This window comes from Streptomyces sp. NPDC054932, from assembly GCF_053610205.1.
Genome location: NZ_JBSGXU010000131.1, coordinates 1 through 23127, shown reverse-complemented (window position 1 = coordinate 23127; position 23127 = coordinate 1). Strand labels below are relative to the sequence as shown.

Here is a 23127-nt window from a genome sequence, read left to right as displayed (position 1 = left end):
TCGCTGCGCGATGTCGCTGCGCTCCACCCTTGACCGCCCGTCCCGCCCCGGACATACGAAGACTGCCGGGAAACCCCCAAAGGAACGGGCCGGGCCTTCCTTTCAGGGACGGGGCGGTCGGAGATGCCCTGCCCTGTCGGGGTAGGGGCACGACCGGCAGGCGGGGCCCATAAGGAAGGGTGGCCGGGTCGGGGGAGGCGCGTCCAATCGCTACGCGCTCCTCATCTCTCGGCGTCTGCGATCCGTCTGGGGCTGGACATAGGCCGCCCACAACCCAAGGGACTCCTCATTGACTGCGTCCGACGGCTGTCAGGGGCAGGAAACGCCTGCGACTACGGCTACTCGGTAGTGAAGCCGGGTCAGCGAGGGCGGGCGACCCAAAAGGCCAGCCTTTTGCCCCAATTGCGGCTATTTGGGCGCCAGTTCGTGGAGTCGCCCTCACTCTGACCCGGATTCACTACGGAATAGGTGAAGTACCGGCGGCCAGTCCCTCCCACCGGTCCCGATAAGCCCCGGCCGGCCTCCGGTCGCCGTCAGCGAGAAGCGTCCACGGCTCGTGGGCGGCCTATGTCCAGCCCAAGACGGCCGTCGGACGCCGAGACGCGAGGAGCGCGTAGCGATCGGACGCGCTACCCCCGACCCGGGGCCAGGGCTCGATGGGCCCGCCTGCCGGTCGTGCCCCACCCCGACAGGGCAGGGCATCTCCGACCGCCCCGTCCTGATCCTTGAACGCCCGGCCCGTTCCTTTGGGGGTTTCCCGGCAGTCTTCGTATGTCCGGGGCGGGACGGGCGGTCAAGGGTGGAGCGCAGCGACATCGCGAAGCGACGCGACCGAAGGGAGCGCCCTTGAGGGACCGGCCCGACACGGAGAGACGATGAGACTGACGGGAAACCCCCATACACATCCCTGACCACCGCCCCACCGAAACCCCGCCCACCCCGCCCCCGAAGCCCCCGCCCCCGCACCCCCGGCGACACCTCGAACGGATACCCGCCCCCCGGGGGCGATTACCCGGCCCTTCGGTTCCGCGTTGGCCGGGTATGACCATGCTTCAGTCTTCAACGGGCCGAAGGCGTCGTCCGGTGGTACCGGGCTTCGAAGAATCGGTTCAGCGTCCGCGGGAGCAGGCCCCGCAGGTGCCCGATCCGCCGATCTACCGCGATCTGCTGGCGCGGTGGGCCGACGCCGGCCGCACCCTGCCCGGCCGGCGCGACCCGGAGTGGTCGCGCCTCACGTCCTCCCCGGCCTGGCCCGCGACCAGCAGCGGACTGTACTGACCTCGGTCAGCGCGTCTCCGGGCCCGCCAGGTGGCGAGCGATGACCATGCGCTGGATCTGGTTGGTGCCCTCCACGATCTGGAGCACCTTCGCCTCGCGCATCAGCCGCTCGACGGGGAAGTCCGCCGTGTAGCCGTAGCCGCCGAGGACCTGCACCGCGTCCGTGGTCACGGCCATCGCCGCGTCCGTGCAGAACAGCTTGGCCATGGCAGCCTGGCGGGAGAACGGCTTGCCCGCGTCCCGCAGCCGCGCCGCGGCGAGGTACAGCGCCCGGCCCGCCTCGATCTTGGTGGCCATGTCGGCCAGCATGAAGCGCAGCCCCTGGAAGTCCGCGATCGGGTGCCCGAACTGCTTGCGGTCCAGGGCGTACGTCAGTGCCTCGTCCAGCGCCGCCTGGGCGACGCCGATGGCGCAGGCCGCGATGCCCAGGCGTCCCGCGTCCAGGGCGGCCAGCGCGATGGTGAAGCCCTGGCCCTCCTCGCCGATGCGGCGGGCGTCGGGGATCCGTACGCCGTCGAAGTGCAGCTGGGCGGTGGGCGAGCCCTTCATGCCCATCTTCTTCTCGGGCACGGCCGCGGTCAGGCCCTCCACGTCCCCGGGGACCAGGAAGGCCGTGATGCCCTTGGGGCCCTCGGCGCCGGTGCGGGCGAGGACGGTGTAGAAGTCGGCGACTCCGCCGTGGGTGATCCATGCCTTGGTGCCGGTGATGATCCAGTCGTCGCCGTCGCGGACCGCCTTGGTGGTGAGCGAGGCGGCGTCGGAGCCGGCGGCCGGCTCGGAGAGACAGTAGGCACCCAGCAGGCCGCCGCCGAGCATCGAGGGCAGGTGGGCGCCCTGCTGCTCCTTGGTGCCGTAGCCGGCGAGGCCGTGGCAGGCCAGGGAGTGCACGCTGACGCCGAGGCCGACGGTCAGGCGGGCCGCGGCCAGCTCCTCCAGGACCTGGAGGTAGACCTCGTACGGCTGCTCACCGCCGCCGAATTCCCCGGGGTACGGCAGGCCGAGCAGGCCGGCTTCGGAGAGCAGGGTGAAGACCTCCCGCGGGAACCGGCCGGAGTCCTCCTCCTCGGCTGCCTTGGGGCGGATCTCCCGCTGCGCGATCTCGCGTACGAGGGCGAGGAGGTCCCGGGACTCCTCGGTGGGCAGCTGACGGTCCACCGGCTGCGGGGCGCGGTCTGTCATGGCGGCGCTCTCCTCCCTGGTCGGGCACGGCGGCGACGCGCGAGGTGTGGGACGCGCCGCCGGGTCTCGGTATTTCGCAGCCGTGCTGCCCTCCCGGATCACGGAAGGGGCTGTTCAGCGGCTGCGGCGGCTTGAGTATGCCCGATCAGGGGCTTCCCGTCACCGGGGCAAGATCACCCAGCTGATCGAGGGGCTCTTCGGAGGCGGGAGGTGCCGGACACTCCGGGACGAACTCCTCGATCACCGTCAGTGTGGCGCGCAGCTGGCGCACCAGCATGGCCCCGAACGCGGCGCGGTCGGGCTGATCCGGGGCGCTCAGCCCGCCGATCCATTCCAGGGTGGCCCCTTCGACGCCGGAGAGCCAGCCCACGAGGGCGAGACGGGCGATCGGCGGGAGGGTGCGGCGGCCGTACGCGCCTTCGGCGATGGTGGCGACGAGTTCCGCGCGGACGGCGTCGCGGATGGCGAGGACCTCGGCGTCGGAGCCGACGCCGCCGGTGGCGATGGTGCGGTAGGCGGCGTGGTGGTGCTCGGCGTAGTGCAGGTAGCCGTCGATGGTGCGGCGGACGCGCTCGGCGCCTGGGAGGTCGGTGTCGCCGCCGGCCCGGGCGACGAGCTCGGCCACGGAGTCCTCGACGATGGCGAGGTAGTAGCCGCGCTTGCTGGTGAAGTAGTAGTAGATCAGCCCCTTGGCGACGCCCGCCTGTTTGGCGATGTCGTCCATGGAGAGCGCGTCGTACGAGGTGTCGGCGAACAACTTGCGCCCGATTGCTATGAGTTCGGCCCTGCGCACCTGGGATCGCCCGGTGGCACCACGCTGTTGACTATTGTTCAAATTCAGCCCTAGCCTCGAACCGCCTCAGAATGCCCGCAGTATGGCAGACCTGTATGCCGAGATCGTTTCGCACTTCCCTCCCGGCTACGGCCGGGCACGGGCGTCGGCGGGCGTGATCGTCACCGACGGGCTGCGGCCGGAGGTCTCAGGCCTCGCTCAGAGCCAGCCGACTTGAGTGACGAACATGGCGACGACCACCACGAGGGTCCAGCCGAGCACGTGCTCGAGCCAGGAGGATTCGTCCTTGGGGCCTCCGGTGCGGACGAGGTCGCGGGGGGCGGCGATCGGGGCGGCGCTGTCGGCAGTCATGGCGTCCAATGTGCCAGCGTTCGCGGCTTTCGCGGTAGGGACGTCATGGGTGGCATGCGTCACGCAAACACTGACATAAGCGGACAGGCTCGGGTGGCAGGCGGCCGGGCCCCGGCCTCTTCGGTCGGGACCCGGCACGCTCGTTCATCCGGCTTTCCGGCGCCTCCTCCCGGCGCCCGGTGCAGCGCTTCGGTCAGGCGCGGGACTCGCGGTTGCGGCCCGCCATGCCCGCCATCGCGAGGCCGAGGCACAGGGCGACGCCTCCGGCGATCACATTGCTGACCACCGTTCGCGTCGTGTCCATCTCGCCCGCGATGGCCCACGGGGCGATGATCGTCCACGCGCCGAGGGCGACCGCAGTCCACGCCATCGCGTGGGTGCGCTCGTAGGCGGAGCCCAGACCGCCCATGCACAGGCAGAAGGCCAGGCCGGCGATCAGGTTGTTGATGGCGAGCGGAGTGAGGTCGCTGAATCCTGCGATCCACGGCGAGGCGGCCAGGTAGAGGCCCGTGACCAGGGCCAGTGCTTCGACGGCCTGCGCACGGGGGGTGCTGGTCACCCGCTCGAACCGGGTGCGCATCTCGGCGAGGTCGGGGTGGTGCTCGATGCTGGGATGGGTGGTCATGGCGGGCCGCCTCCTACTGAGAAGCCTTTATGTGCCATTTACCCCACTATGTTCCGCTTATCCATGCCCCCTGGTCAACGGGCAAATTCGCGGTCTTCTCACAGCACGCCGACCGCCCGCAGCGCCCGCACCTGCGCCCGGCTCGGGAGGGCCGGGGCGTAGAGGTAGCAGATGCCCCCGGAGCCCGAGGCGACCTTGCCGGAGACTCCCGTCCGCTTGGTCCGGAGCCAGATCGCCTCCCACTCGGCGCGCTTGTAGACGCGGCGCACGGAGGGGTTGTCGGGCGAGTTGGGGTCGTTGGCGATCACGTCGCCGGAGGCGGTGAAGCCGATGACGGTCATCAGGTGGCCGGCCGTGCCGTAGCCCGCGCCCGTGAGCTCGTCCGGGCGGAAGGACTGGGAGGTGATGGCCGGGATGCCGGACCTGACCACGGTCTCCAGGTCGGTCAGGGAAGTGAGGCGGGTGACGACTCCGGCCAGCCCCCGGTAGGTGGCGGCGTACGCGGCGCTGAAGGGCCAGTTGCCGCACCCCTTGTAGGCGGCGTCGTAGGTGGAGCGGGCGGCGTGGCAGATCTGCGGGTCGGCGTACTTCGGGTCGACCCAGGCCAGGGAGGAGGCGGCGGCCCGGCCGCCCCAGTACTCGATGATCATCTGGGAGGAGGTGGGGCTGCACCAGGCCTCGCCGCCGTTGTCGTACTCGGGGTACTGGCCTGCGTGGATCTCCTGCGAGTAGCGCGGGACCTTCAGCTCGTGGGCCGTGCCGGAGGGGGTGGAGGCGGGCACGGTGAAGCGGTCCGGGACGTCGGAGACCATGGCGCCCGCCAGCCATACGGTGGGCCCGCGTCCGGCGCCGGGCCTGCGGTGGAGGGTGAGCCGCAGCTGCCAGGACGCGATCCGCAGGCCCGCGGTCGCGGCCGGGGTGTCGAGGGCCAGAGTGTCGGTCCAGACGGTGGACCTCCCGTCGGTCTGGCCGTCCACCGAGGTGCGGCGGATGTCCTGGTCGCCCGAGGCCCAGCGGCCCATCACGTACCAGGGGGTGGCGGTGCCGTCGGTGTAGGTGCCGCGCAGTTCGATCTGGATCCAGGTTCCGGCGGGGGTACGGGCGTTCCAGGAGGCGATGGCCTCGGTGGCGGGCACGGTGGAGTGGTGCACCGGGGAGGTCCAGGTGGCGTACTCCCAGGTGCTCTTCTTCCCGGTGTGCGGGTCGGCGTACTCGGTGCGGCCGACGGCCGTCGCGATCTCCAGGCCGGGGCGGGCGCCGCCGACGGCGGTGGTCCCCCGGTGGGTGCCGGCGAGCCAGTGACCGCGGGAGTGCCAGAAGCGGTTGTCGACGGTGGGACCCGGTGCCCGAGGGGCCCGGGCGGCGGCAGCCGAGGCGCTGCCGCCGGAGACGGTGGCGGCGGTGGCCGCGGTGGCGACCGCCAGTGCGGCGACGAGTACGGCCCTGCGCGGCGTGGCTTCGGTCATCGCGTGGTTCCCCCAGGGTGGGTCGGCACTTCGGTGGCACTCGGGTGGCATCACCCTTCCAGTTCCCGGCGACGGCGGACCGAAGCCACGGGTCGTGTCGGGCTTGTCTAGGCTGGTCGGGTGGAGCCACAGCAGTCACTTGAGTCACTCGCGCGGGAGCTCTCCGCCCTGCCGCCCTCCCTCGGCCCGGTGCGCCTGATCGGGATCGACGGGCATGCCGGATCCGGGAAGAGCACCTTCGCGGGGCGGCTCGCCGAGGCGCTGGGGGCGCCCGTGCTGCACCTCGACGACGTGGCCACCCACGAGGAGCTGTTCGGCTGGGAGGAACGGCTGCGGGCCCAGGTGCTGGAGCCGCTCGCCGCCGGACGGCCCGCGCACTGGGCCCCGTACGACTGGGTGGAGCGCCGGTTCGGGCCGCAGCGGGTACTGGCGCCGGTGCCGGTGCTGCTCGTCGAGGGGGTCGGGGCCGGGCGGCGGGCGCTGCGGCCGCTGCTGGCGCGACTGCTGTGGATGGAGACGCCCCGCGGGGAGTCCTGGCAGCGGGGGCGAAACCGGGACGGGCGCGAACTTTCCGACTTCTGGGACGGATGGGAGCGCGCGGAGCGCGCGCACTTCTCCAACGACCCTTCGCGCCCCTTCGCCGACACCCTGGTACGCCAGAGCGGTACGGGATACGAGTGGTCTTCCGGGGCCCGAGCGACCCGAGGAACCCCCGTTTCCGTCACGCGGAGTGACGGACTCCCCCAGGCCTGAGCGGCCCTCGAAATCCCCTCCGCCGGGCGTCCACCGACCCGCTTGACCCGGGGCCCGCACCGGCCTTACGTTCTCAATGCGGGGCCCTCAGCGGCTACCGCGGACACGGAGCCCCCGATTGTTCCCCCGTGATCGGGGGCTTCGTTCTGCCCGCGACCCTCCTCCCGGCGGTGTCACGCGGGGCCGATCCACCCCGATCCTTCACCCTCAGTCACCGGACGCCCCAGGGGCGCACTCCGGAACCGGGCCTGTCGCGCCCTACGTAAGGTGCGTGACCGCGGGTACGATGCACCCCTGATTTCATCGGCGCAGTGGGCAACTCATGTGCTCGACATGGGGGTTGCCGCGCACCACGGGGGCAGGCTTGTGGGGGACGTGATGGATTTCGGCACGCCGGGCAGCATGCACGCCCCGGCCGAACTGGCCTGGCTGCGCGGGGTCGACGCCTGCACCATGGGCGCCTATCCGCAGGCCGAGGAGGAGTTCCGGGCGGCCGTACGACTCGACCCCTCCATGGCCGACGCCTGGCTGGGCCTGCACGCGCTCCGGGTGGACACCGGCAACGCGTTACTTCGCATGTACGCCCACCGGGACCGGTTCGGCGAGCAGCGCGCCCGGCACCGGAGGACGCTGAACTCCTGGTACTGGCTGGGCTGGTGGGTGCAGCCGGTGCTGGAGAGCCGCCGGGACCTGCTCCTCGCGCACGCCTCGCACTGGCTGGACGGCCGCCACGTGCCCGAGCTGGACCAGGCGCTGGCCGCGCTGCCGCCGGTCGACACCGATGCGCAGGTACGGTTCCTGCACGCCTGCCGCGCCTACCTGGTCAAGGACTGGGAGCAACTGGTCCGGCACACCGAGCCGCTGGTGAACGATCCGCTGCTGGGCATCGAGGCCGGGCTGTTCGGCGGGATGGCCCGGGTCCGGCTGGAGATGTACGGGCAGGCCGAGCCGATGCTGGCGGCGGCGCTCATGCGATGTCGCAGCGAGCAGCCCCAGCGCAAGGAGCTGCGGTACTGGCTGGCGCGGGCGCGCGAGGGCACCGGACGCATTGCGGCGGCGCTGCCGCTGTACCGGGCCGTGCACCGGGTGGATCCCTCGTTCATGGACACCGCGGCCCGGCTGACGGCCATCGAGGACGGGGACGACACCGACGGCGTGGCCGATCTGGCGGGCCTCGCGGGGTACGCCGGGTACGGGGCCTACGGCGGGCACGGCCCGTCCCCGGCCGGCGGGGACTTCGCCGCGGTGGCGCTGGGCGGCGGGCCCGTCCAGGACATCGCGGCGGACGGCCAGGTGGAGCCCGATCCGCTGGCTCCGCCCACTCCCCCGGCGGGACGGGTGGAGGGCGCGCGGCGCAAGGTGTCCGTCCCTCCGCAGGGCACGGCCGAGGGACTGCCGGCCGGGCCTGCGGACCCGGCGGCGCTCGCCGAGGCGCTGGCGGAGCTGGAGCGGATGGTGGGCCTGGAGCCGGTCAAACGGCAGGTGAAGGCGCTTTCCGCGCAGCTGCACATGGCGCGCCTGAGAGCGGGTCAGGGGCTGCCGGTGCAGCCTCCGAAACGGCACTTCGTGTTCTCCGGGCCCTCCGGCACCGGCAAGACGACGGTGGCGCGGATCCTGGGCCGGGTCTTCTACGCGCTGGGTCTGCTCGGCGGCGACCATCTGGTGGAGGCGCAGCGGGCCGACCTGGTGGGCGAGTTCCTCGGGCAGACCGCGGTGAAGGCGAACGAGCTGATCGATTCGGCGATCGGCGGGGTGCTGTTCGTGGACGAGGCGTATTCGCTGTCGAACTCGGGCTACAGCAAGGGCGACGCGTACGGCGACGAAGCCCTGCAGGTGCTGCTGAAGCGGGCCGAGGACAACCGGGACCACCTGGTGGTGATACTTGCAGGCTATCCGGCCGGGATGGACCGGTTGCTGGCCGCCAATCCGGGGCTGTCCTCGCGCTTCACCACCCGGGTGGACTTCCCCAGCTACCGGCCGCTGGAACTGACCGCGATCGGCGGGGTGCTGGCGGACGCGAACGGGGACCACTGGGACGAGGAGGCGCTGGAGGAGCTGCGCAGCATCAGCGGTCACGTGGTGGAGCAGGGCTGGATCGACGAGCTCGGCAACGGCCGGTTCCTGCGCACCCTGTACGAGAAGAGCTGTGCGTACCGGGACCTGCGGCTGGCGGGCTTCGCGGGCGAGCCGTCGCGGGACGACCTGTCCACGCTCCGGCTGCCGGACCTGATGCAGGCCTACGGGGAGGTCCTGTCGGGCCGCGGCCCGCAGGAGCGGCCGGACCAGCCCCCGCCGTAGCGGGCCGGGCGGGGCCGGAATCGCCACGGTGCGGCGATTGCGGCCCCTTCGGCTAGGTGCGCCCCGCCGGGATGCGGTGGGCGGGGTCGCGGACCTCGCCGACCAGCATTTCCAGGACGTCCTCCAGGGCGACCAGGCCGAGGACCCGGCCCGTCTGGTCCGCGACCTGCGCGAGATGGGTGGCGTCGCGGCGCATGACGCCGAGGGCGTCGTCCAGCGGGACGGTCGCGCACAGCGTGGTCATCCGGCGCCAGACCCGCTGGGGCACCGCCCGCTCCCGGTCCTCCAGGTCCAGTACGTCCTTGACGTGCAGGTAGCCCATGAAGGCGCCGCTGTCGGCACGGACGGGGAAACGGGAGTATCCGGTGCGCACGGTCAGCTGCTCGATCTGGCGCGGGGTCACCGCGGGGCCGACCGTGACCAGCCGGTCCGGGCCGAGGAGGACGTCGGTGACGGGGCGGCTGCCCAGTTCCAGCGCGTCCTCCAGCCGCTCCTGCTCGACCGGCTCCAGGAGCCCGGCCTGCCGGGAGTCCTTGAGGAGCCGTCCGAGCTGGGCGGAGGTGTAGACGGCCTCGACCTCGTCCTTGGGCTCCACCTTGAAGAGCTTCAGGACGAGCGCGGCGCAGGCACCGAGGGCCGTGGTGACCGGCCCGCACAGGCGGGCGAAGGCGACCAGGCCGGGGCTGAACCACAGTGCCGTCCGCTCGGGGGCGGCCATGGCCAGGTTCTTCGGCACCATCTCGCCGATGACCAGGTGCAGGAAGACCACGGCGGTGAGCGCGACCGCGTAGCCCAGGGGGTGGATCAGGCCATGCGGTACGTGGACGGCGTGGAAGACGGGCTCCAGCAGCCGGGCCACGGTGGGCTCGGCGACCGCGCCGAGGGTGAGTGAGCACATGGTGATGCCGAACTGCGCCGCGGCCATCATGCGGGGCAGGTTCTCCAGGCCGTGGAGCACCTGGCGGGCCCGCTTGGAGTCGGCCGCGAGGGGCTCGATCTGGCTGCGCCGCACGGAGACGAGCGCGAACTCGGCGCCGACGAAGAAGCCGTTGGCGAGGACCAGGAGCAGGGCGAAGAGGAGCTGGAGCGCGTTCATCGGGCGGCGCCTTCCAGCTCGGCCCGCTGCGGTTCGATCACGGCCGCGCCGTCGGCCCCGGAGGCGGGGCGGTACGCGCCGGCCACGGGCACCGCTGCCAGCCGGACCAGCCGGACCCGCTCCGCGCGGTTGCGGCCGACGCGGCGGACGGACAGCTTCCAGCCGGGGAGCTCCGCCCGGTCCCCGGGGGCGGGGATCCGGCCGAGCAGGTCGGCGACGAGGCCGGCGACGGTCTCGTACGGGCCTTCGGGCACCTCCAGGCCTATCCGGCGCAGGGTCTGCACCCGGCAGCTGCCGTCGGCCTCCCAGGAGGGGCGGCCGTCCTCGGCCGGTACGGCGGCCAGTTCGGGGGTCTCGTCCTCGGCGAAGTCGTGCTCGTCACGGACCTCGCCGACGAGTTCCTCCACGATGTCCTCCAGCGTGACGACGCCGGCGGTGCCGCCGTACTCGTCGACGACCACGGCCATGGGCTGCTCGCTGCGCAGCCGCTCCAGCAGCGGCTGCACCGGCAGGGAGCCGGGCACCAGCAGCGGGGCGACGCAGATCCGGCTCACGCTGGTGCGGTCGCGCTCGGACTCGCGCACGGCGAGGGCGTCCTTGAGGTGGACCACGCCGGTGATCTCGTCGATGCGGTCGCGGTAGACCGGGAAACGGGACAGGCCCGTGGCCCGGGTCAGGTTGAGCACGTCGGCCGCGGTGGCCGTGTGCATCAGGGCGCTGACCTTCACCCGGGGGGTCATGACGTGCTGGGCCGTGAGCTCGCCCAGCGAGAGGGTCCGTACGAAGAGGTCGGCGGTGTCCTGTTCGAGGGCGCCGGCCTGGGCCGAATGGCGGACCAGGGAGAGCAGTTCGCCGGGGGTCCGGGCGGAGGCCATCTCCTCGGTCGGTTCCACGCCGAGCGCCCGCACGAGGCGGTTGGCGACGGCGTTGAGGCCGGCGATGACCGGGCGGAAGGCGCGGGAGAAGGCGTGCTGGGGCCCGGCGACGAAACGCGCCACCTGGAGCGGCCGGGAGACCGCCCAGTTCTTCGGGACGAGCTCGCCGACGACCATCTGGACGGCGGAGGCGAACAGCATGCCGATGACGACGGCGACGCCGGGGACGGCTCCCTTCGGGAGGCCGGTCGCGGCGAGCGGCCCGGCCAGCAGTGCGGCGAGGGCGGGCTCGGCGAGCATGCCGACCACGAGGGAGGTGATGGTGATGCCGAGCTGGGTGCCGGAGAGCTGGAAGGACAGCTCCCGCAGGGCCTTGACCACCGTGCGGGCACGGCGGTCACCGTCGGCTGCGGCGCGCTCGGCCTCGGGTCGCTCGACGGTGACGAGGCCGAATTCGGCGGCCACGAAGAAACCGTTGGCGAGGATGAGGGCGAAGGCCGCCGCGAGCAGGAGTAGCGGGATGGTCATGCCGCCGCCTCCGGGGGGAGGGCGGCGCGGGTACTACCGGACGATCCGTCCATTGCTGGAGGGAGTCACTCCTCAAGTCGCAGGTGCCCACGGGCCACGAGGTCCCGGGGCCGGTGGGAGGGCGCACAGCTGCGCCCCGCCACCAGGGTAGTCATTGAGATCCCGGCCGCAACGGTACGCAGCCACGAGGATGGGCCGTCTCAGTGGTCGTCGGCACCCGTTCCGCGGGCCTCGGCCAGGGCGCGCAGGGCGCGGGCGTCGCCGATCGCCTGCTGCTTGGCCACGCCGGGCTGGATGCCGAGGGCGGGCAGGCTGGTGCCGTCGCTGAGGTCCAGGAACACCCACGGGTCGCCGGGGCGGAGGTTGACCCGCAGGATCTGGGCCCACTCCAGGCGCCGGGTGGTGGTCAGGTTGACGACCGTGACACCGGTCTCGTCCGCGACCACCTTGGGGCGGCTGAGCAGGACGAGTACGGAGCTCAGCAGGACGGCGGTGAAGACGAAGCTGATCCGCTCGCCGGGCTGCAGGCGCTCCAGCATCACGGCGATCGCCGTGATGGTGACGAACATGGCGAGGCCGACGCCCAGCAGGACGACCCGGGTGCGGGTCGGCCGGAACGTGACCGGCAGGGTGGGTACGGCGGGCTGGGCGGCGGACTCGGCCATGGTGCGTTGCCTTCTGGAGGTGGCGTGCGGGTCAGGGGTCGGCGTGCCGGTACGGCACGACGGCCTCTAGAGGCGGCAGGCGTGGATCGAGGTGGTGAGGATCGCGCGCGCGCCGAGCTCGTACAGGTCGTCCATGATCCGCTGGGCCTCCTTGGCGGGGACCATCGCGCGGACCGCGACCCAGCCCTCGTTGTGCAGCGGGGAGACGGTCGGCGATTCCAGGCCCGGGGTGAGGGCGACCGCGCGCTCCAGGTGCTCGGCGCGGCAGTCGTAGTCCATCATCACGTAGCTGCGGGCCACCAGGACGCCCTGCAGGCGGCGCAGGAACTGCTGGACCTGCGGGTCGTCCGCGTCGGCGCCGTTGCCCCGGATGACGACGGCCTCGGAGGTGAGGATCGGCTCGCCGATGACCTCCAGGCCCGCGTTGCGCAGGCTGGTGCCGGTCTCGACGACGTCCGCGATGATCTGGGCGACGCCGAGCTGGATGGCGGTCTCGACCGCGCCGTCGAGGTGCACGACGGAGGCGTCGATGCCCTGGTCGGCGAGGTGCTTGGCGACGATTCCCTCGTACGAGGTCGCGATCGTCATGCCGTTGAAGTCCTCGGGCCCCTTCGCCGTGCCCGGGGTGGTGGCGTAGCGGAAGGTGGAGCGGCCGAAGTTCAGCGGCAGGATCTCCTCGGCGCTGGCGCCGGAGTCGAGCAGCAGGTCACGGCCGGTGATGCCGATGTCGAGCTTGCCCGAGGAGACGTAGATCGCGATGTCCTTGGGGCGGAGGTAGAAGAACTCCACCTCGTTCTCGGGGTCGACGACCACGAGCTCCTTGGACTCCTTGCGCATCCGGTAGCCGGCCTCATGGAGCATCGCCGACGCCGGTCCGGAGAGTGAACCCTTGTTGGGGACGGCGATGCGCAGCATGGGGCTTCCTTTGGTGCGTGGATTACGGGTGTGTGGACGGGGTGTGCGCGGTGGGACTCAGAGGTGCGCGTAGACGTCGTCGAGGGAGATCCCGCGCGCGACCATCATCACCTGGACGTGGTAGAGCAGCTGGGAGATCTCCTCGGCGGCGGCTTCCTTGCCCTCGTACTCGGCGGCCATCCAGACCTCGGCGGCCTCCTCGACGACCTTCTTGCCGATGGCATGGACGCCCTTGTGGACGAGCTCGGCGGTGCGGGAGGTGCTGGGGTCGCCGTCGGCAGCCTTGCGCTGGAGCTCGGTGAAGAGCTCCTCGAAGGTCTTGGGGGATTTGTTCGCCATGATGGTCCTCAGAATACGGGGTTCCCCCACGCCACTCAGCGCCAGGGTTCGCTGACGGTCCGCAGGGTCATGGCGGTGGAGACGGCGGCGGTGACCGCTTCGTGCCCCTTGTCCTCGTTCGACCCCTCGAGGCCGGCGCGGTCCAGCGCCTGCTCGTCGTTGTCGCAGGTCAGTACTCCGAAGCCGACGGGGACTCCGGTGTCGATCGACACCTGTACCAGGCCCTGGGTGACGCCCTGGCAGACGTAGTCGAAGTGCGGGGTGCCGCCGCGGATGACCACTCCGAGGGCGACGATGGCATCGTAACCGCGACCGGCCAGTACCTTCGCCACGACCGGGAGCTCGAAGCTGCCGGGGACGCGGAGCAGGGTGGGCTCGTCGATGCCCAGCTCGTGCAGGGCCCGCAGGGCTCCGTCGACCAGCCCGTCCATGACCTTCTCGTGCCACTGGGCCGCGATCACGGCGACTCGGAGGTCTCCGCAGTTCTTCACGCTCAGTTCGGGTGCGCCCTTGCCGCTCACAGCTCTGCTCCTCGGTGGTTCGTGGATGGTGGATGTACGTACGGACGGTGGTGGTGCGTGCTTACTGGTTGCCGCAGGCGGAGGTGGTCACGGGCCCTTCCAGCCAGGGCAGGTCGTGGCCCATCCGGTCCCGCTTGGTGCGCAGGTACCGCAGATTGTGCTCGCCGGCCTCCACCGGCATCGACTCCCGGCTGGTGACCGTGATGCCGTGCCGGACGAGTGCGTCGGACTTCTCGGGGTTGTTGGTCATCAGCCGGACGCTGTGCACGCCGAGGTCGGCGAGGATCTGGGCGCCGGCCCCGTAGTCGCGGGCGTCGGCGGGCAGGCCGAGTTCCAGGTTGGCGTCGAGGGTGTCACGGCCGCGCTCCTGGAGCTCGTACGCGCGCAGCTTGGACAGGAGTCCGATGCCGCGGCCCTCGTGGCCGCGCAGGTAGACGACGACGCCGCGGCCCTCGGACTTGATGCGGTCCATGGAGGCGTGCAGCTGGGGGCCGCAGTCGCAGCGCTGGGAGGCGAAGATGTCGCCGGTCAGGCACTCGGAGTGCATGCGGACCAGAATGTCGGAGCCGTCGCCGATCTCGCCGTGGACGAGGGCGACGTGCTCGACGCCGTCGACGGTGGACCGGTAGCCGTACGCGGTGAAGTCGCCGAAGGAGGTCGGCAGGCTGACCTCGGCCTCGCGGCGCACGGTGGGCTCGGCGGAGCGGCGGTAGGCGATCAGGTCCTCGATGGAGATGATCGTCAGGCCGTGCTTGCGGGCGAAGGGGATCAGCTCGGGCAGGCGCAGCATGACGCCGTCCTCGCCGGCGATCTCCACGATGGCGCCCGCCGGGCGCAGGCCCGCGAGACGGGCGAGGTCGACCGCGGCCTCGGTGTGGCCGTTGCGGACCAGGACACCGCCGGGCTTGGCGCGCAGCGGGAAGATGTGACCGGGGCGGACGAAGTCGCCGGGCTGGGAGACCCCGTCGGCGAGCAGCCGCAGGGTGGTGGCGCGGTCGGCGGCCGAGATGCCGGTGGAGACGCCGTGGGCGGCGCTCGCATCGACGGAGACGGTGAAGGCGGTCTGCATCGACTCGGTGTTGTTCTGCACCATCTGGGGGAGTTCGAGCCGGTCCAGCTCGGGGCCCTCCATGGGGGCGCAGATCAGGCCGCGGCACTCGCTCATCATGAAGGCGATGATCTCGGGGGTGGCCTTCTCGGCGGCGATGACGAGGTCGCCCTCGTTCTCGCGGTCCTCGTCGTCGACGACGACGATGGGGCGGCCCGCTGCGATGTCACGGATGGCCTGCTCGACGGGGTCGAGGCGGAAGGTCTCTTCGGGGATGTCGGGCACGGGCTTGAGGCTGGTCATGCCGTTGCTCCTTCCAGGGCCGGGGCGGGGGTGGTGCGAGAGCGCTGGTACCAGTCGTAGGCGCCCCACAGCACGAGGGCGAAGTACACGACGTAGACGAGGCCGGAGAAGGCCAGTCCGTTGTTGAAGGCGAGCGGGACGCCGACCAGGTCGACGAGGAGCCAGGCGAACCAGAACTCGACGAGGCCGCGGGCCTGGGCGATCATCGCGACGATCGTGCCGACGAAGATGTAGGCGTCGGCCCACGGGCTCCACGACAGGTTGGGGTAGAGCGTGAAGAGCCCGCCGACGGCGAGGGTGCCGAGCGCCGCGCCGGCCAGGAGCAGGCCGCGCTCCTTCCAGGTGGCGGTGCGCACGGCGATGGAGCCGTCCTGGGCCTTCTGCCGCCCCAGCTGCCAGGCGCGCCAGCCGAAGACGGCCACGCCGATGACGAGGAGCTGCTTGCCGACGCCGCCGGCGAGGTGCGCGGAGGCGTAGGCGGCGATGAGGATCAGGCCGGAGAGGAGCTGGGCGGGCCAGGTCCATATCGAGCGGCGCCAGCCGAGGGCGAGCGCGGCCAGGCCCATCAGGTTGCCGATCATGTCGGACCAGATGACCTTCTGGCCGAAGACGGTGAATGCCTCGGCGTTGAGCCAGGTCAGGACGTTCACCGGTCGTCTCCCGTCGCGTGCAGCGGGTTCACTCCGGCGGCCAGCAGGCGCTCGACGTACTTCGCGAGGACGTCGACCTCCAGGTTGACCGGGTCGCCGCTCTGCTTGATGCCGAGCGTGGTCAGCGCGAGGGTGGTGGGGATGAGGCTGATCGTGAACCAGTCGGCGGCGGCCTCGACCACGGTGAGGCTGACGCCGTCGACGGTGATGGAGCCCTTCTCGACCACGTAGCGGGAGAGGTTCTGCGGGAGGGCGACCTTGACGATCTCCCAGTGCTCCGAGGGGGTCCGGGAGATGATCTCGCCGGTGCCGTCGACGTGCCCCTGGACCAGGTGGCCGCCGAGCCGTCCGCCGAGAGCCATCGGGCGCTCCAGGTTGACCCGGGAGCCCGCACCGAGGGCGCCGAGGCTGGAGCGGTTCAGGGTCTCCTGCATGACGTCGGCGGTGAACTCGCCGTCCGCGGTCTCCACGACGGTCAGGCAGACGCCGTTGACCGCGATGGAGTCACCGTGCTTGGCGCCCTCGGTGACGAGGGGGCCGCGCAGCCGGAAGCGGGAGGCTTCCTCCAGCTGCTCGACAGCGGTGACCTCGCCCAGTTCTTCGACGATTCCGGTGAACACTCAGTGCTCCTTGGTGGCGGGGGTGCGGGTGGGGACGGTGACGGGAACTGCGGTGATGCGGAGATCGGGGCCGATGCGGACGGCCTCGGTGATGTCGAGGCGCAACGCACCGGAGATGTTCTTGATTCCGGCGTCGGCGAGGGCCGCGGGGCCCGCGCCGAGCAGGGCCGGGGCGATGTAGCCGATGACGCGGTCGACGGCGCCGGCTTCGAGGAAGGCACCGGCCAGCGTGGGCCCGCCCTCCAGGAGGACGGAGCGCACGCCGCGCAGGTACAGGTGGGCGAGGAGGTCGTGGACGCCGATGCGGCCGTCGTGCAGGGGCAGCCGGAGCAGTTCGACGCTGTTTCCGACGCCGTTTCCGCCGCCGGTCAGGTGCCGGGTGTCGGCGTCCTCGCCGACGACGAGCAGGGTGGGCGCGGCGTCGTCGAGGATCCGGGCGGTCGGCAGGATCGCGGCGCGGGTGTCGAGGGCGATCCGCAGGGGCTGCGTGGCGCCTTCGACTCCGCGTACGGCGAGGTGCGGGTCGTCGGCGCGCAGGGTGCCGCCACCGACGAGGACGGCGTCGCTCTCGGCGCGCAGCCGGTGGACGTCGGCCCGGGACCCGTCGGAGCTGATCCAGCGGCTGCTGCCGTCCGCGGCGGCGCTGCGGCCGTCGAGGGTGGCGGCGTACTTCCAGGTGACGTGCGGCCGGCCCAGGCGTACGGCGGTCAGCCAGGCGGCGTTGCCCGCCTCGGCCTCGTCCGCGAGCAGCCCGGCCGTGGTGGCGATCCCGGCCGCGCGCAGGCTGTCCGCACCGCCGCGGGCCTGCGGGTTCGGGTCGGAGACGGCGTAGATCACGCGGGCGATCCCGGCATCGGCGAGGGCGAGGGCGCAGGGCCCCGTACGGCCGGTGTGGTTGCAGGGTTCGAGGGTGACGTAGGCGGTGCCGCCGCGGGCGGCCGTGCCGGCCGCGCGCAGGGCGTGGACCTCGGCGTGCGGGCCGCCGGCCCGCTGGTGCCAGCCCTCGCCGACGACGGCGCCCGAGGCGTCGGTGATGACGCAGCCGACGACGGGGTTGGGGCTGGTGGAGCCGAGTCCGCGCGCGGCGAGCTCGATGGCTCGGCGCATGGCACGGGTGTCCGCGTCGGGTGCTGCGTGCGCGGCGTGTGTCGCCACCGGGTCCTCCTGCCTCATCGGGCACGGACTCCGGGGCCTGTCGGGATACGACAGATGAAGCGGTACAGCACACGGGGACGCCGAGGCCGGAAAAACGGTTCGACCGGGCACATCCACAGGGATGTGCCGACGAACCGCCGACGGCGGCGTACCGTGACTGGCCCGCCGCGCACTGCCTCCCATCCGGACTTTAACCGTCGGTCCAGGAATCTCACCTGGTCAACCGGCCGCTGGCTGCGGACGGGTCGCGGACTATAACCGCCGGTTCGGAATTACACCGACCCCGGAGTGCGCTGCTACTGGTACTCCAGCCAGTCTGCCACGGGTGATCGGCCCCCATGCGGGTGATGCGGTGTGGCCTGGCTCACAGGGAGGCGGGACCGATGCGGACTTTGTCAAGTCGGGCGAGGTTGGTCCAGACCTATTGACGAGGTGGTCTAGTCCTCTTAACGTTCCCTTCATCCTCTCGGGAACAGCCCGTCAGATGTGCGCACGTCACGGGCCAACACGCGTCTGCACCAGTCCTGTTGCTTCACGTTGTATCCACTTGTTTCCCGCATCCTCCCCTCCCCAGGAGGCACAATGCTGTCCCCCACACGTACGAGAGCGATGCTCCTGGCATCCGGCGCCGCAATCGCCGGACTCCTGGTGGGCGGGCTCTCGGCGGGCGTTTCGCACGCGGCCGACAACGAGAGCTGTCGCCCGGACGGGCTGTACAGGACCGCCGGCGTCGACGTCCCGTACTGCTCGGTCTACGACTCCGAAGGCCGCGAGAAGATGGGCGCCGACCACCAGCGCCGCGTCATCGGATACTTCACCGGCTGGCGCACCGGCAAGGACGGCACCCCCGCCTACCTCGCCCACAACATCCCGTGGTCCAAGGTCACCCACCTGAACTACGCCTTCGCCCACGTGGGCGCCGACAACAAGATCTCCGTCGGCCCGGACAACGTGAACAACGCCGCCACCGGAATGACCTGGCCCGGCGTCGCCGGCGCCGAGATGGACCCGGCCCTCCCCTACAAGGGCCACTTCAACCAGCTGACGAAGTTCAAGAAGCAGTACCCGAACGTCAAGACGCTGATCTCGGTCGGCGGCTGGGCCGAGACCGGCGGCTACTTCGGCGACGACGGCAACCGGGTCGCCTCCGGCGGCTTCTACTCGATGGCCACGAACGCCGACGGCTCCGTCAACCAGGCCGGCATCGACACCTTCGCCGACTCCTCGGTCGAGTTCATCCGCAAGTACGGCTTCAACGGCGTCGACATCGACTACGAGTACCCCACCACCATGAAGGACGCCGGCAACCCGCTGGACTGGCAGCTGGCCAACGCCCGGCGCGCCGGTCTGGTGCAGGGCTACGCCGCCCTGATGAAGTCCCTGCGCGAGAAGCTCGACCGCGCGGGCGCCGCCGACGGCAAGCACTACCTGCTCTCCGTCGCCGCCCCCTCCTCCGGCTACCTGCTGCGCGGCATGGAGACGTTCCAGGTCCAGAAGTACCTGGACTACGTCAACATCATGTCCTACGACCTGCACGGCGCCTGGAACGAGTACGTCGGCCCCAACGCCTCGCTCTTCGACGACGGCAAGGACGGCGAACTCGCCGCCGCCGGCGTCTACTCCACCTCCCAGTACGGCGGCATCGGCTACCTCAACACCGACTGGGCGTACCACTACTTCCGCGGCTCGATGCCGGGCGGCCGCATCAACATCGGCCTGCCCTACTACACGCGCGGCTTCAAGAACGTGCAGGGCGGCACCGACGGCCTGTGGGGCAAGGCCCCCGCGACCACCTGCCCGGCCGGCGCGGGCCTGACCAAGTGCGGCGACGGCGCGGTCGGCATCGACAACCTGTGGCACGACAAGGACACCAACGGGGCCGAGTCCCCGGCGGGCTCCAACCCGATGTGGCACGCCAAGAACCTGGAGAAGGGGGTCGTCGGCGACTACGTCACCAAGTACGGCTTCCCGGCGAACACCACGCTGACCGGCACCTACGTCCGCAAGTACGACTCCACCCTGGTGGCGCCGTGGCTGTGGAACTCACAGAAGAAGGTCTTCCTCTCGACGGAGGACGAGCAGTCGGTGGCCGCCAAGGCCGACTACGTGGTGAACAAGGGCATCGGCGGCACGATGGTCTGGGAGCTCGCGGGCGACTACTCCTACAACGCGGCCAAGGGCCAGTACGAGGTGGGCGACACGCTCACCGACACGATGTACCAGAAGTTCAAGTCGGCCTCCCCCTACGGCGCGAAGAAGGCGGGCTCCGCCCTGCCGACCCAGGCCGTGGACATCAGGACGGAGTTCACCGAGTTCAAGCTCGGCGACTCCAACTACCCGCTCACCCCGAAGCTGAAGATCACCAACAACACCGGCGCCACGCTGCCCGGCGGCACCGAGTTCCAGTTCGACTACGGCACCTCGGCCCCGAACAACGCCTCCGACCAGTCCGGTTTCGGCACGAAGGTGATCAGCAGCGGCCACACCGGCAACAACGTGGGCGGCCTGAAGGGCGACTTCCAGCGGGTCTCGCTGAAGCTCCCGGCCTGGCAGACCCTGGCCCCGGGCGCCTCCGTCGACCTGGCGTTCAACTACTACCTGCCGGTGTCCACCCCCTCCAACTGGACGGTGAACATCTCCGGCACCACCTACGCCCTCGCCGGGGACCTCGCCCGCGGTACGACGACGGTCCAGCCCGGCGGCGGCACCCAGCCGCCCACCACTCCCCCGACCACGCCTCCCACCACCCCGCCGACCACTCCCCCGACGACCCCGCCGACCACGCCTCCGGGCGGGACCTGCACCAACCCGGCGTACGTGGCGGGCACGGTCTACAACAGCGGCAACCTCGTCTCCCACAAGGGCCGCAACTGGAAGGCCCAGTGGTGGACGCAGAACGAAGAGCCCGGCACCACCGGTGAATGGGGTGTCTGGAAGGACCAGGGCGCCTGCTGACCCCCTGCACCCTGATCCATGAGCGAGCGTGAGGACCCGGTGGCCCGGCGGCCACCGGGTCCTCGCACGTTCCCCGCACACCCGGCCTCGTACGCTGCTGGGGTGATCACACACGCCACCGCGTCCGACGCGGACTTCGAGGAAAACCGTCCCCGGATGTTCGGCATCGCGTACCGCATGCTCGGCTCCGCGGCGGAGGCCGAGGACACAGTGCAGGACGCGTACCTGCGCTGGGCGTCCGCGGACCGCGAGGCCATCGAGCACCCGGGGGCCTGGCTCGCCAAGGTCGTCACGAACCTGTGCCTCAACACGCTCACCTCGGCGCGGGTCCGCCGCGAGGAGTACGTCGGCCCCTGGCTCCCCGAGCCCGTCCTCACCGGGGACGGCACGCTCGGCCCGCTGGAGTCCGCGGAGCAGCGGGACAGCGTGTCCATGGCCCTGCTGGTGCTGCTGGAGCAGCTCACGCCGGTGGAACGGGCCGTCTACGTCCTGCGCGAGGCCTTCGCCTACAGCCACCGGGAGATCGCCGGGGTCCTGGACCTCAGCGAGGCGAACTGCCGCCAGCTCTACCGGCGGGCGGCCGGCCGGGTGGCCGCGGACCGCGGGGCCGCGGCGGAGCAGCGCTTCGCACCGGACCCCGACCGGTGGCAGAGCCTCGTGGAGACCTTCATGACGGCGGCGCGCGGCGGGGACCTGGCCCGGCTGGAAGGCCTGCTGACCGCCGACGTCCGGTTCGTCTCCGACGGCGGCGGCGTGGTCAACGCGGCGCTGCGGCCGATCCTGGGGCGGGAGAAGGTGGCCCGGTTCGCGGTCGGCGTGCTCAAGAAGTTCGCCGGGGACCTGCCGGTCAGCGTCGCGGAGATCAACGGATCACCGGCGCTGCTCTTCGGCGAGTCGGCCGTCCTTCTGGTGGAATTCGAGAACGGGCTGGTCAGCGGTCTCAGCACGGTACTCAACCCGGACAAGCTGGAATACCTCCAGCGCCAGCTGTCACATTCCTGAGGGCCGTCCGGTCTCCGCTGCTGAAGGACCACATCGGCGAAAGGCGGACCCATGAGCACCATCCTCGTCACCGGAGGCACCGGCACCCTCGGCGTGCTGGTCGTCGGGCGGCTCCGGCAGGCGGGCCACGAGGTCCGCGTACTGAGTCGGCACGCCGCCGAGTACCCGGTCGACCTGAAGGACGGCAGCGGGCTGGACGCGGCGATGGCGGGCGCGGAGGTGATCGTGCACTGCGCGAGCAACACGCGCGGCGCGGGCAAGGACGACGACACCGCCGCCCGGCACCTGATCGACGCGGCCCGGCGGGCGGGGACCGTCACCAACATCGTCTACATCTCGATCGTCGGGGTGGACGTGGTGCCGCTCGGCTACTACCGGACGAAGCTGCAGGTGGAGCGGCTGCTGGAGGCCTCCGGGCTGGGTGTGACCATCCTGCGCACGACGCAGTTCCACGACCTGGTGGCGCAGCTGGTGGACACGGCGGCGAAGCTGCCGCTCGTGCCGGTGCCGAGCGGGGTACGGGTGCAGCCGATCGCCGTCGGAGAGGTCGCGGACCGCCTGGCGGAGCTGGCGGTCCCGACCCCGTCGGGCCGGGTCACCGACATGGGCGGCCCGGAGATCCACACCCTGCCGGACCTGGCCCGCAGCTACCTGGCGGCAACGGGCCGCCACCGCCGGGTGATCCCCCTCCCGCTGGCGGGCAAGGCCTACGCGGGCTTCAAGCGTGGCGGCCACCTGACGCCGTCCCACGCGGTGGGCCGCGGCACGTTCGCACAGTTCGCGGCGGAGCGGGGGCGGGGCGGGGGCGGGGCGGGGCGCTGCGCTGCGAGAGGCGGAATCTCGGTGGGGCGGTGGTCAGGGAGGTGTATGGGGGTTTCCCGTCAGTCCCATCGTCTCTCCGTGTCGGGCCGGCCCCTCAAGGGCGCTCGTTCCTCGCGTCGCTGCGCGATGTCGCTGCGCTCCACCCTTGACCGCCCGTCCCGCCCCGGACATACGAAGACTGCCGGGAAACCCCCAAAGGAACGGGCCGGGGGATCGAGGATCAGTACGGGGTGGTCGGAGATGCCCGACCTCGTCCCGGTCGGGCATGCCCTCGAGGCGGGGCCCATGAGAGAGACCTGCCGGGTCGGGGGAAGCGCGTCCAATCGCTACGCGCTTCGCACGTCTCAGCGTCCGACGACCGTCCGGGGCTGGACATAGGCCGCCCACGAGCCGTGGGCCCTTCTCGATGACCGCGACCGGGGGCCGGCCGGGGCTGATGAGTGCCAGTGGGAGGGACTGACCGCCGGTACTTCACCTATTCCGTAGTGAATCCGGGTCAGGGCGGGGACGACTCCACGAACCGGCTCCCAAACAACCGCAATTGGGGCAAACGGTCGGCCTTCTGGGCCGCCCACCCACGCTGACCCGGCTCCACTACCGAATAGCCGTAGTCGCAGGCGTTTCCTGCCCCCGACAGCCGTCGGACGCAGTCAATGAAGACTTCCCACGCTCGCGGGCGGCCTATGTCCAGCCTCAGACGGTCGTCGGACGCCGAGACGTGAGAAGCGCGTAGCGATTTGGTGCGCCTCCCCCGACCCGGTGGCTGGTCTGATGGGCCCCGCCTGCCGGTCGTGCCCCTACCCCGACAGGGCAGGGCATCTCCGACCGCCCCGCCCCTGAAAGCAAGGACCGGCCCGTTCCTTTGGGGGTTTCCCGGCAGTCTTCGTATG

General features: G+C 71.4%; 20 protein-coding genes, 1 pseudogene and 1 riboswitch. Of the genes and pseudogenes, 6 read left to right on the top strand and 15 right to left on the bottom strand.

The window, feature by feature from the left end:
• Positions 1-1137 precede the first annotated feature (1137 nt).
• A complete protein-coding gene (locus ACWGE1_RS28530) occupies positions 1138-1278 on the top strand; it encodes a hypothetical protein (RefSeq protein WP_453423332.1) in 141 nt (46 codons plus the stop codon).
• A 6-nt stretch (positions 1279-1284) separates the two neighbouring features.
• On the opposite strand, the gene ACWGE1_RS28525 is transcribed toward ACWGE1_RS28530, so the two are convergent.
• The 5 genes from ACWGE1_RS28525 to ACWGE1_RS28505 form a co-directional block, all read right to left on the bottom strand.
• On the bottom strand, positions 1285-2457 hold the full coding sequence (locus ACWGE1_RS28525; RefSeq protein WP_453423331.1) for an acyl-CoA dehydrogenase family protein: 1173 nt from the start codon (positions 2455-2457) through the stop codon (positions 1285-1287).
• A 145-nt stretch (positions 2458-2602) separates the two neighbouring features.
• Entirely contained in the window at positions 2603-3292 is a 690-nt protein-coding gene (locus tag ACWGE1_RS28520) for a TetR/AcrR family transcriptional regulator (protein ID WP_453423330.1), read from the bottom strand.
• A 156-nt stretch (positions 3293-3448) separates the two neighbouring features.
• Positions 3449-3601: an SCO1431 family membrane protein gene (locus ACWGE1_RS28515; protein ID WP_453423329.1), complete on the bottom strand. Its 153-nt coding sequence runs from the start codon at positions 3599-3601 to the stop codon at positions 3449-3451.
• A 193-nt stretch (positions 3602-3794) separates the two neighbouring features.
• Complete coding sequence (locus tag ACWGE1_RS28510; RefSeq protein ID WP_453423328.1) at positions 3795-4226, bottom strand: SPW repeat protein; 432 nt, start codon at positions 4224-4226, stop codon at positions 3795-3797.
• A gap of 98 nt (positions 4227-4324) precedes the next feature.
• On the bottom strand, positions 4325-5692 hold the full coding sequence (locus ACWGE1_RS28505; RefSeq protein WP_453423327.1) for a peptidase C39 family protein: 1368 nt from the start codon (positions 5690-5692) through the stop codon (positions 4325-4327).
• Between the two features lie 120 nt (positions 5693-5812).
• Here ACWGE1_RS28505 and ACWGE1_RS28500 point away from each other — a divergent pair, with 120 nt between their 5' ends.
• Both ACWGE1_RS28500 and ACWGE1_RS28495 read left to right on the top strand, forming a co-directional pair.
• On the top strand, positions 5813-6445 hold the full coding sequence (locus ACWGE1_RS28500; protein ID WP_453423326.1) for a uridine kinase family protein: 633 nt from the start codon (positions 5813-5815) through the stop codon (positions 6443-6445).
• Positions 6446-6823: 378 nt separating this feature from the next.
• Positions 6824-8743, top strand: coding sequence for an AAA family ATPase (locus ACWGE1_RS28495; protein WP_453423325.1), 1920 nt, complete (start codon positions 6824-6826; stop codon positions 8741-8743).
• A gap of 52 nt (positions 8744-8795) precedes the next feature.
• Here ACWGE1_RS28495 and ACWGE1_RS28490 read toward each other — a convergent pair whose 3' ends face one another.
• From ACWGE1_RS28490 to ribD, 10 genes are all read right to left on the bottom strand, one after another.
• Positions 8796-9839: a hemolysin family protein gene (locus ACWGE1_RS28490; protein WP_453423324.1), complete on the bottom strand. Its 1044-nt coding sequence runs from the start codon at positions 9837-9839 to the stop codon at positions 8796-8798.
• Entirely contained in the window at positions 9836-11242 is a 1407-nt protein-coding gene (locus ACWGE1_RS28485; protein ID WP_453423323.1) for a hemolysin family protein, read from the bottom strand. The genes ACWGE1_RS28490 and ACWGE1_RS28485 overlap by 4 nt, the downstream gene beginning before the upstream one ends.
• 200 nt (positions 11243-11442) lie before the next feature.
• A complete protein-coding gene (locus tag ACWGE1_RS28480; protein ID WP_453423322.1) occupies positions 11443-11907 on the bottom strand; it encodes a PH domain-containing protein in 465 nt (154 codons plus the stop codon).
• Between the two features lie 66 nt (positions 11908-11973).
• Positions 11974-12822 (bottom strand): ATP phosphoribosyltransferase, encoded by an 849-nt coding sequence (hisG, locus tag ACWGE1_RS28475; RefSeq protein WP_361593810.1) that lies wholly within the window; start codon positions 12820-12822, stop codon positions 11974-11976.
• A gap of 57 nt (positions 12823-12879) precedes the next feature.
• The gene (locus ACWGE1_RS28470) at positions 12880-13161 is read right to left on the bottom strand and encodes a phosphoribosyl-ATP diphosphatase (RefSeq protein ID WP_453423321.1); all 282 of its coding nucleotides are present in this window, start codon (positions 13159-13161) and stop codon (positions 12880-12882) included.
• A gap of 35 nt (positions 13162-13196) precedes the next feature.
• Entirely contained in the window at positions 13197-13682 is a 486-nt protein-coding gene (ribH, locus tag ACWGE1_RS28465; RefSeq protein ID WP_007262951.1) for a 6,7-dimethyl-8-ribityllumazine synthase, read from the bottom strand.
• Between the two features lie 61 nt (positions 13683-13743).
• Positions 13744-15033: a bifunctional 3,4-dihydroxy-2-butanone-4-phosphate synthase/GTP cyclohydrolase II gene (locus tag ACWGE1_RS28460; protein ID WP_453423320.1), complete on the bottom strand. Its 1290-nt coding sequence runs from the start codon at positions 15031-15033 to the stop codon at positions 13744-13746.
• Entirely contained in the window at positions 15030-15683 is a 654-nt protein-coding gene (locus tag ACWGE1_RS28455; protein ID WP_453423319.1) for a nicotinamide mononucleotide transporter family protein, read from the bottom strand. Before ACWGE1_RS28455 ends, ACWGE1_RS28460 begins: the two co-directional genes overlap by 4 nt.
• Positions 15680-16303: a riboflavin synthase gene (locus ACWGE1_RS28450; RefSeq protein WP_453423318.1), complete on the bottom strand. Its 624-nt coding sequence runs from the start codon at positions 16301-16303 to the stop codon at positions 15680-15682. The genes ACWGE1_RS28455 and ACWGE1_RS28450 overlap by 4 nt, the downstream gene beginning before the upstream one ends.
• Positions 16304-17476, bottom strand: a complete 1173-nt coding sequence (gene ribD / locus ACWGE1_RS28445; protein WP_453423317.1) for a bifunctional diaminohydroxyphosphoribosylaminopyrimidine deaminase/5-amino-6-(5-phosphoribosylamino)uracil reductase RibD — start codon at positions 17474-17476, stop codon at positions 16304-16306.
• A gap of 147 nt (positions 17477-17623) precedes the next feature.
• Positions 17624-17754: riboswitch (FMN riboswitch) on the bottom strand.
• A gap of 286 nt (positions 17755-18040) precedes the next feature.
• On the opposite strand from ribD, the gene ACWGE1_RS28440 reads away from it, so the two are divergent.
• The 3 genes and pseudogenes from ACWGE1_RS28440 to ACWGE1_RS28430 form a co-directional block, all read left to right on the top strand.
• Positions 18041-20413 carry a chitinase C-terminal domain-containing protein gene (locus tag ACWGE1_RS28440; protein ID WP_453423316.1) on the top strand — a complete coding sequence of 791 codons (2373 nt, stop codon included), beginning with the start codon at positions 18041-18043 and terminating at the stop codon, positions 20411-20413.
• A gap of 102 nt (positions 20414-20515) precedes the next feature.
• Positions 20516-21415, top strand: coding sequence for an RNA polymerase sigma-70 factor (locus tag ACWGE1_RS28435; protein ID WP_453423315.1), 900 nt, complete (start codon positions 20516-20518; stop codon positions 21413-21415).
• 51 nt (positions 21416-21466) lie between these two features.
• Positions 21467-22222, top strand: a pseudogene (locus ACWGE1_RS28430) (SDR family oxidoreductase); the annotation flags it as partial.
• Positions 22223-23127 lie beyond the last annotated feature (905 nt).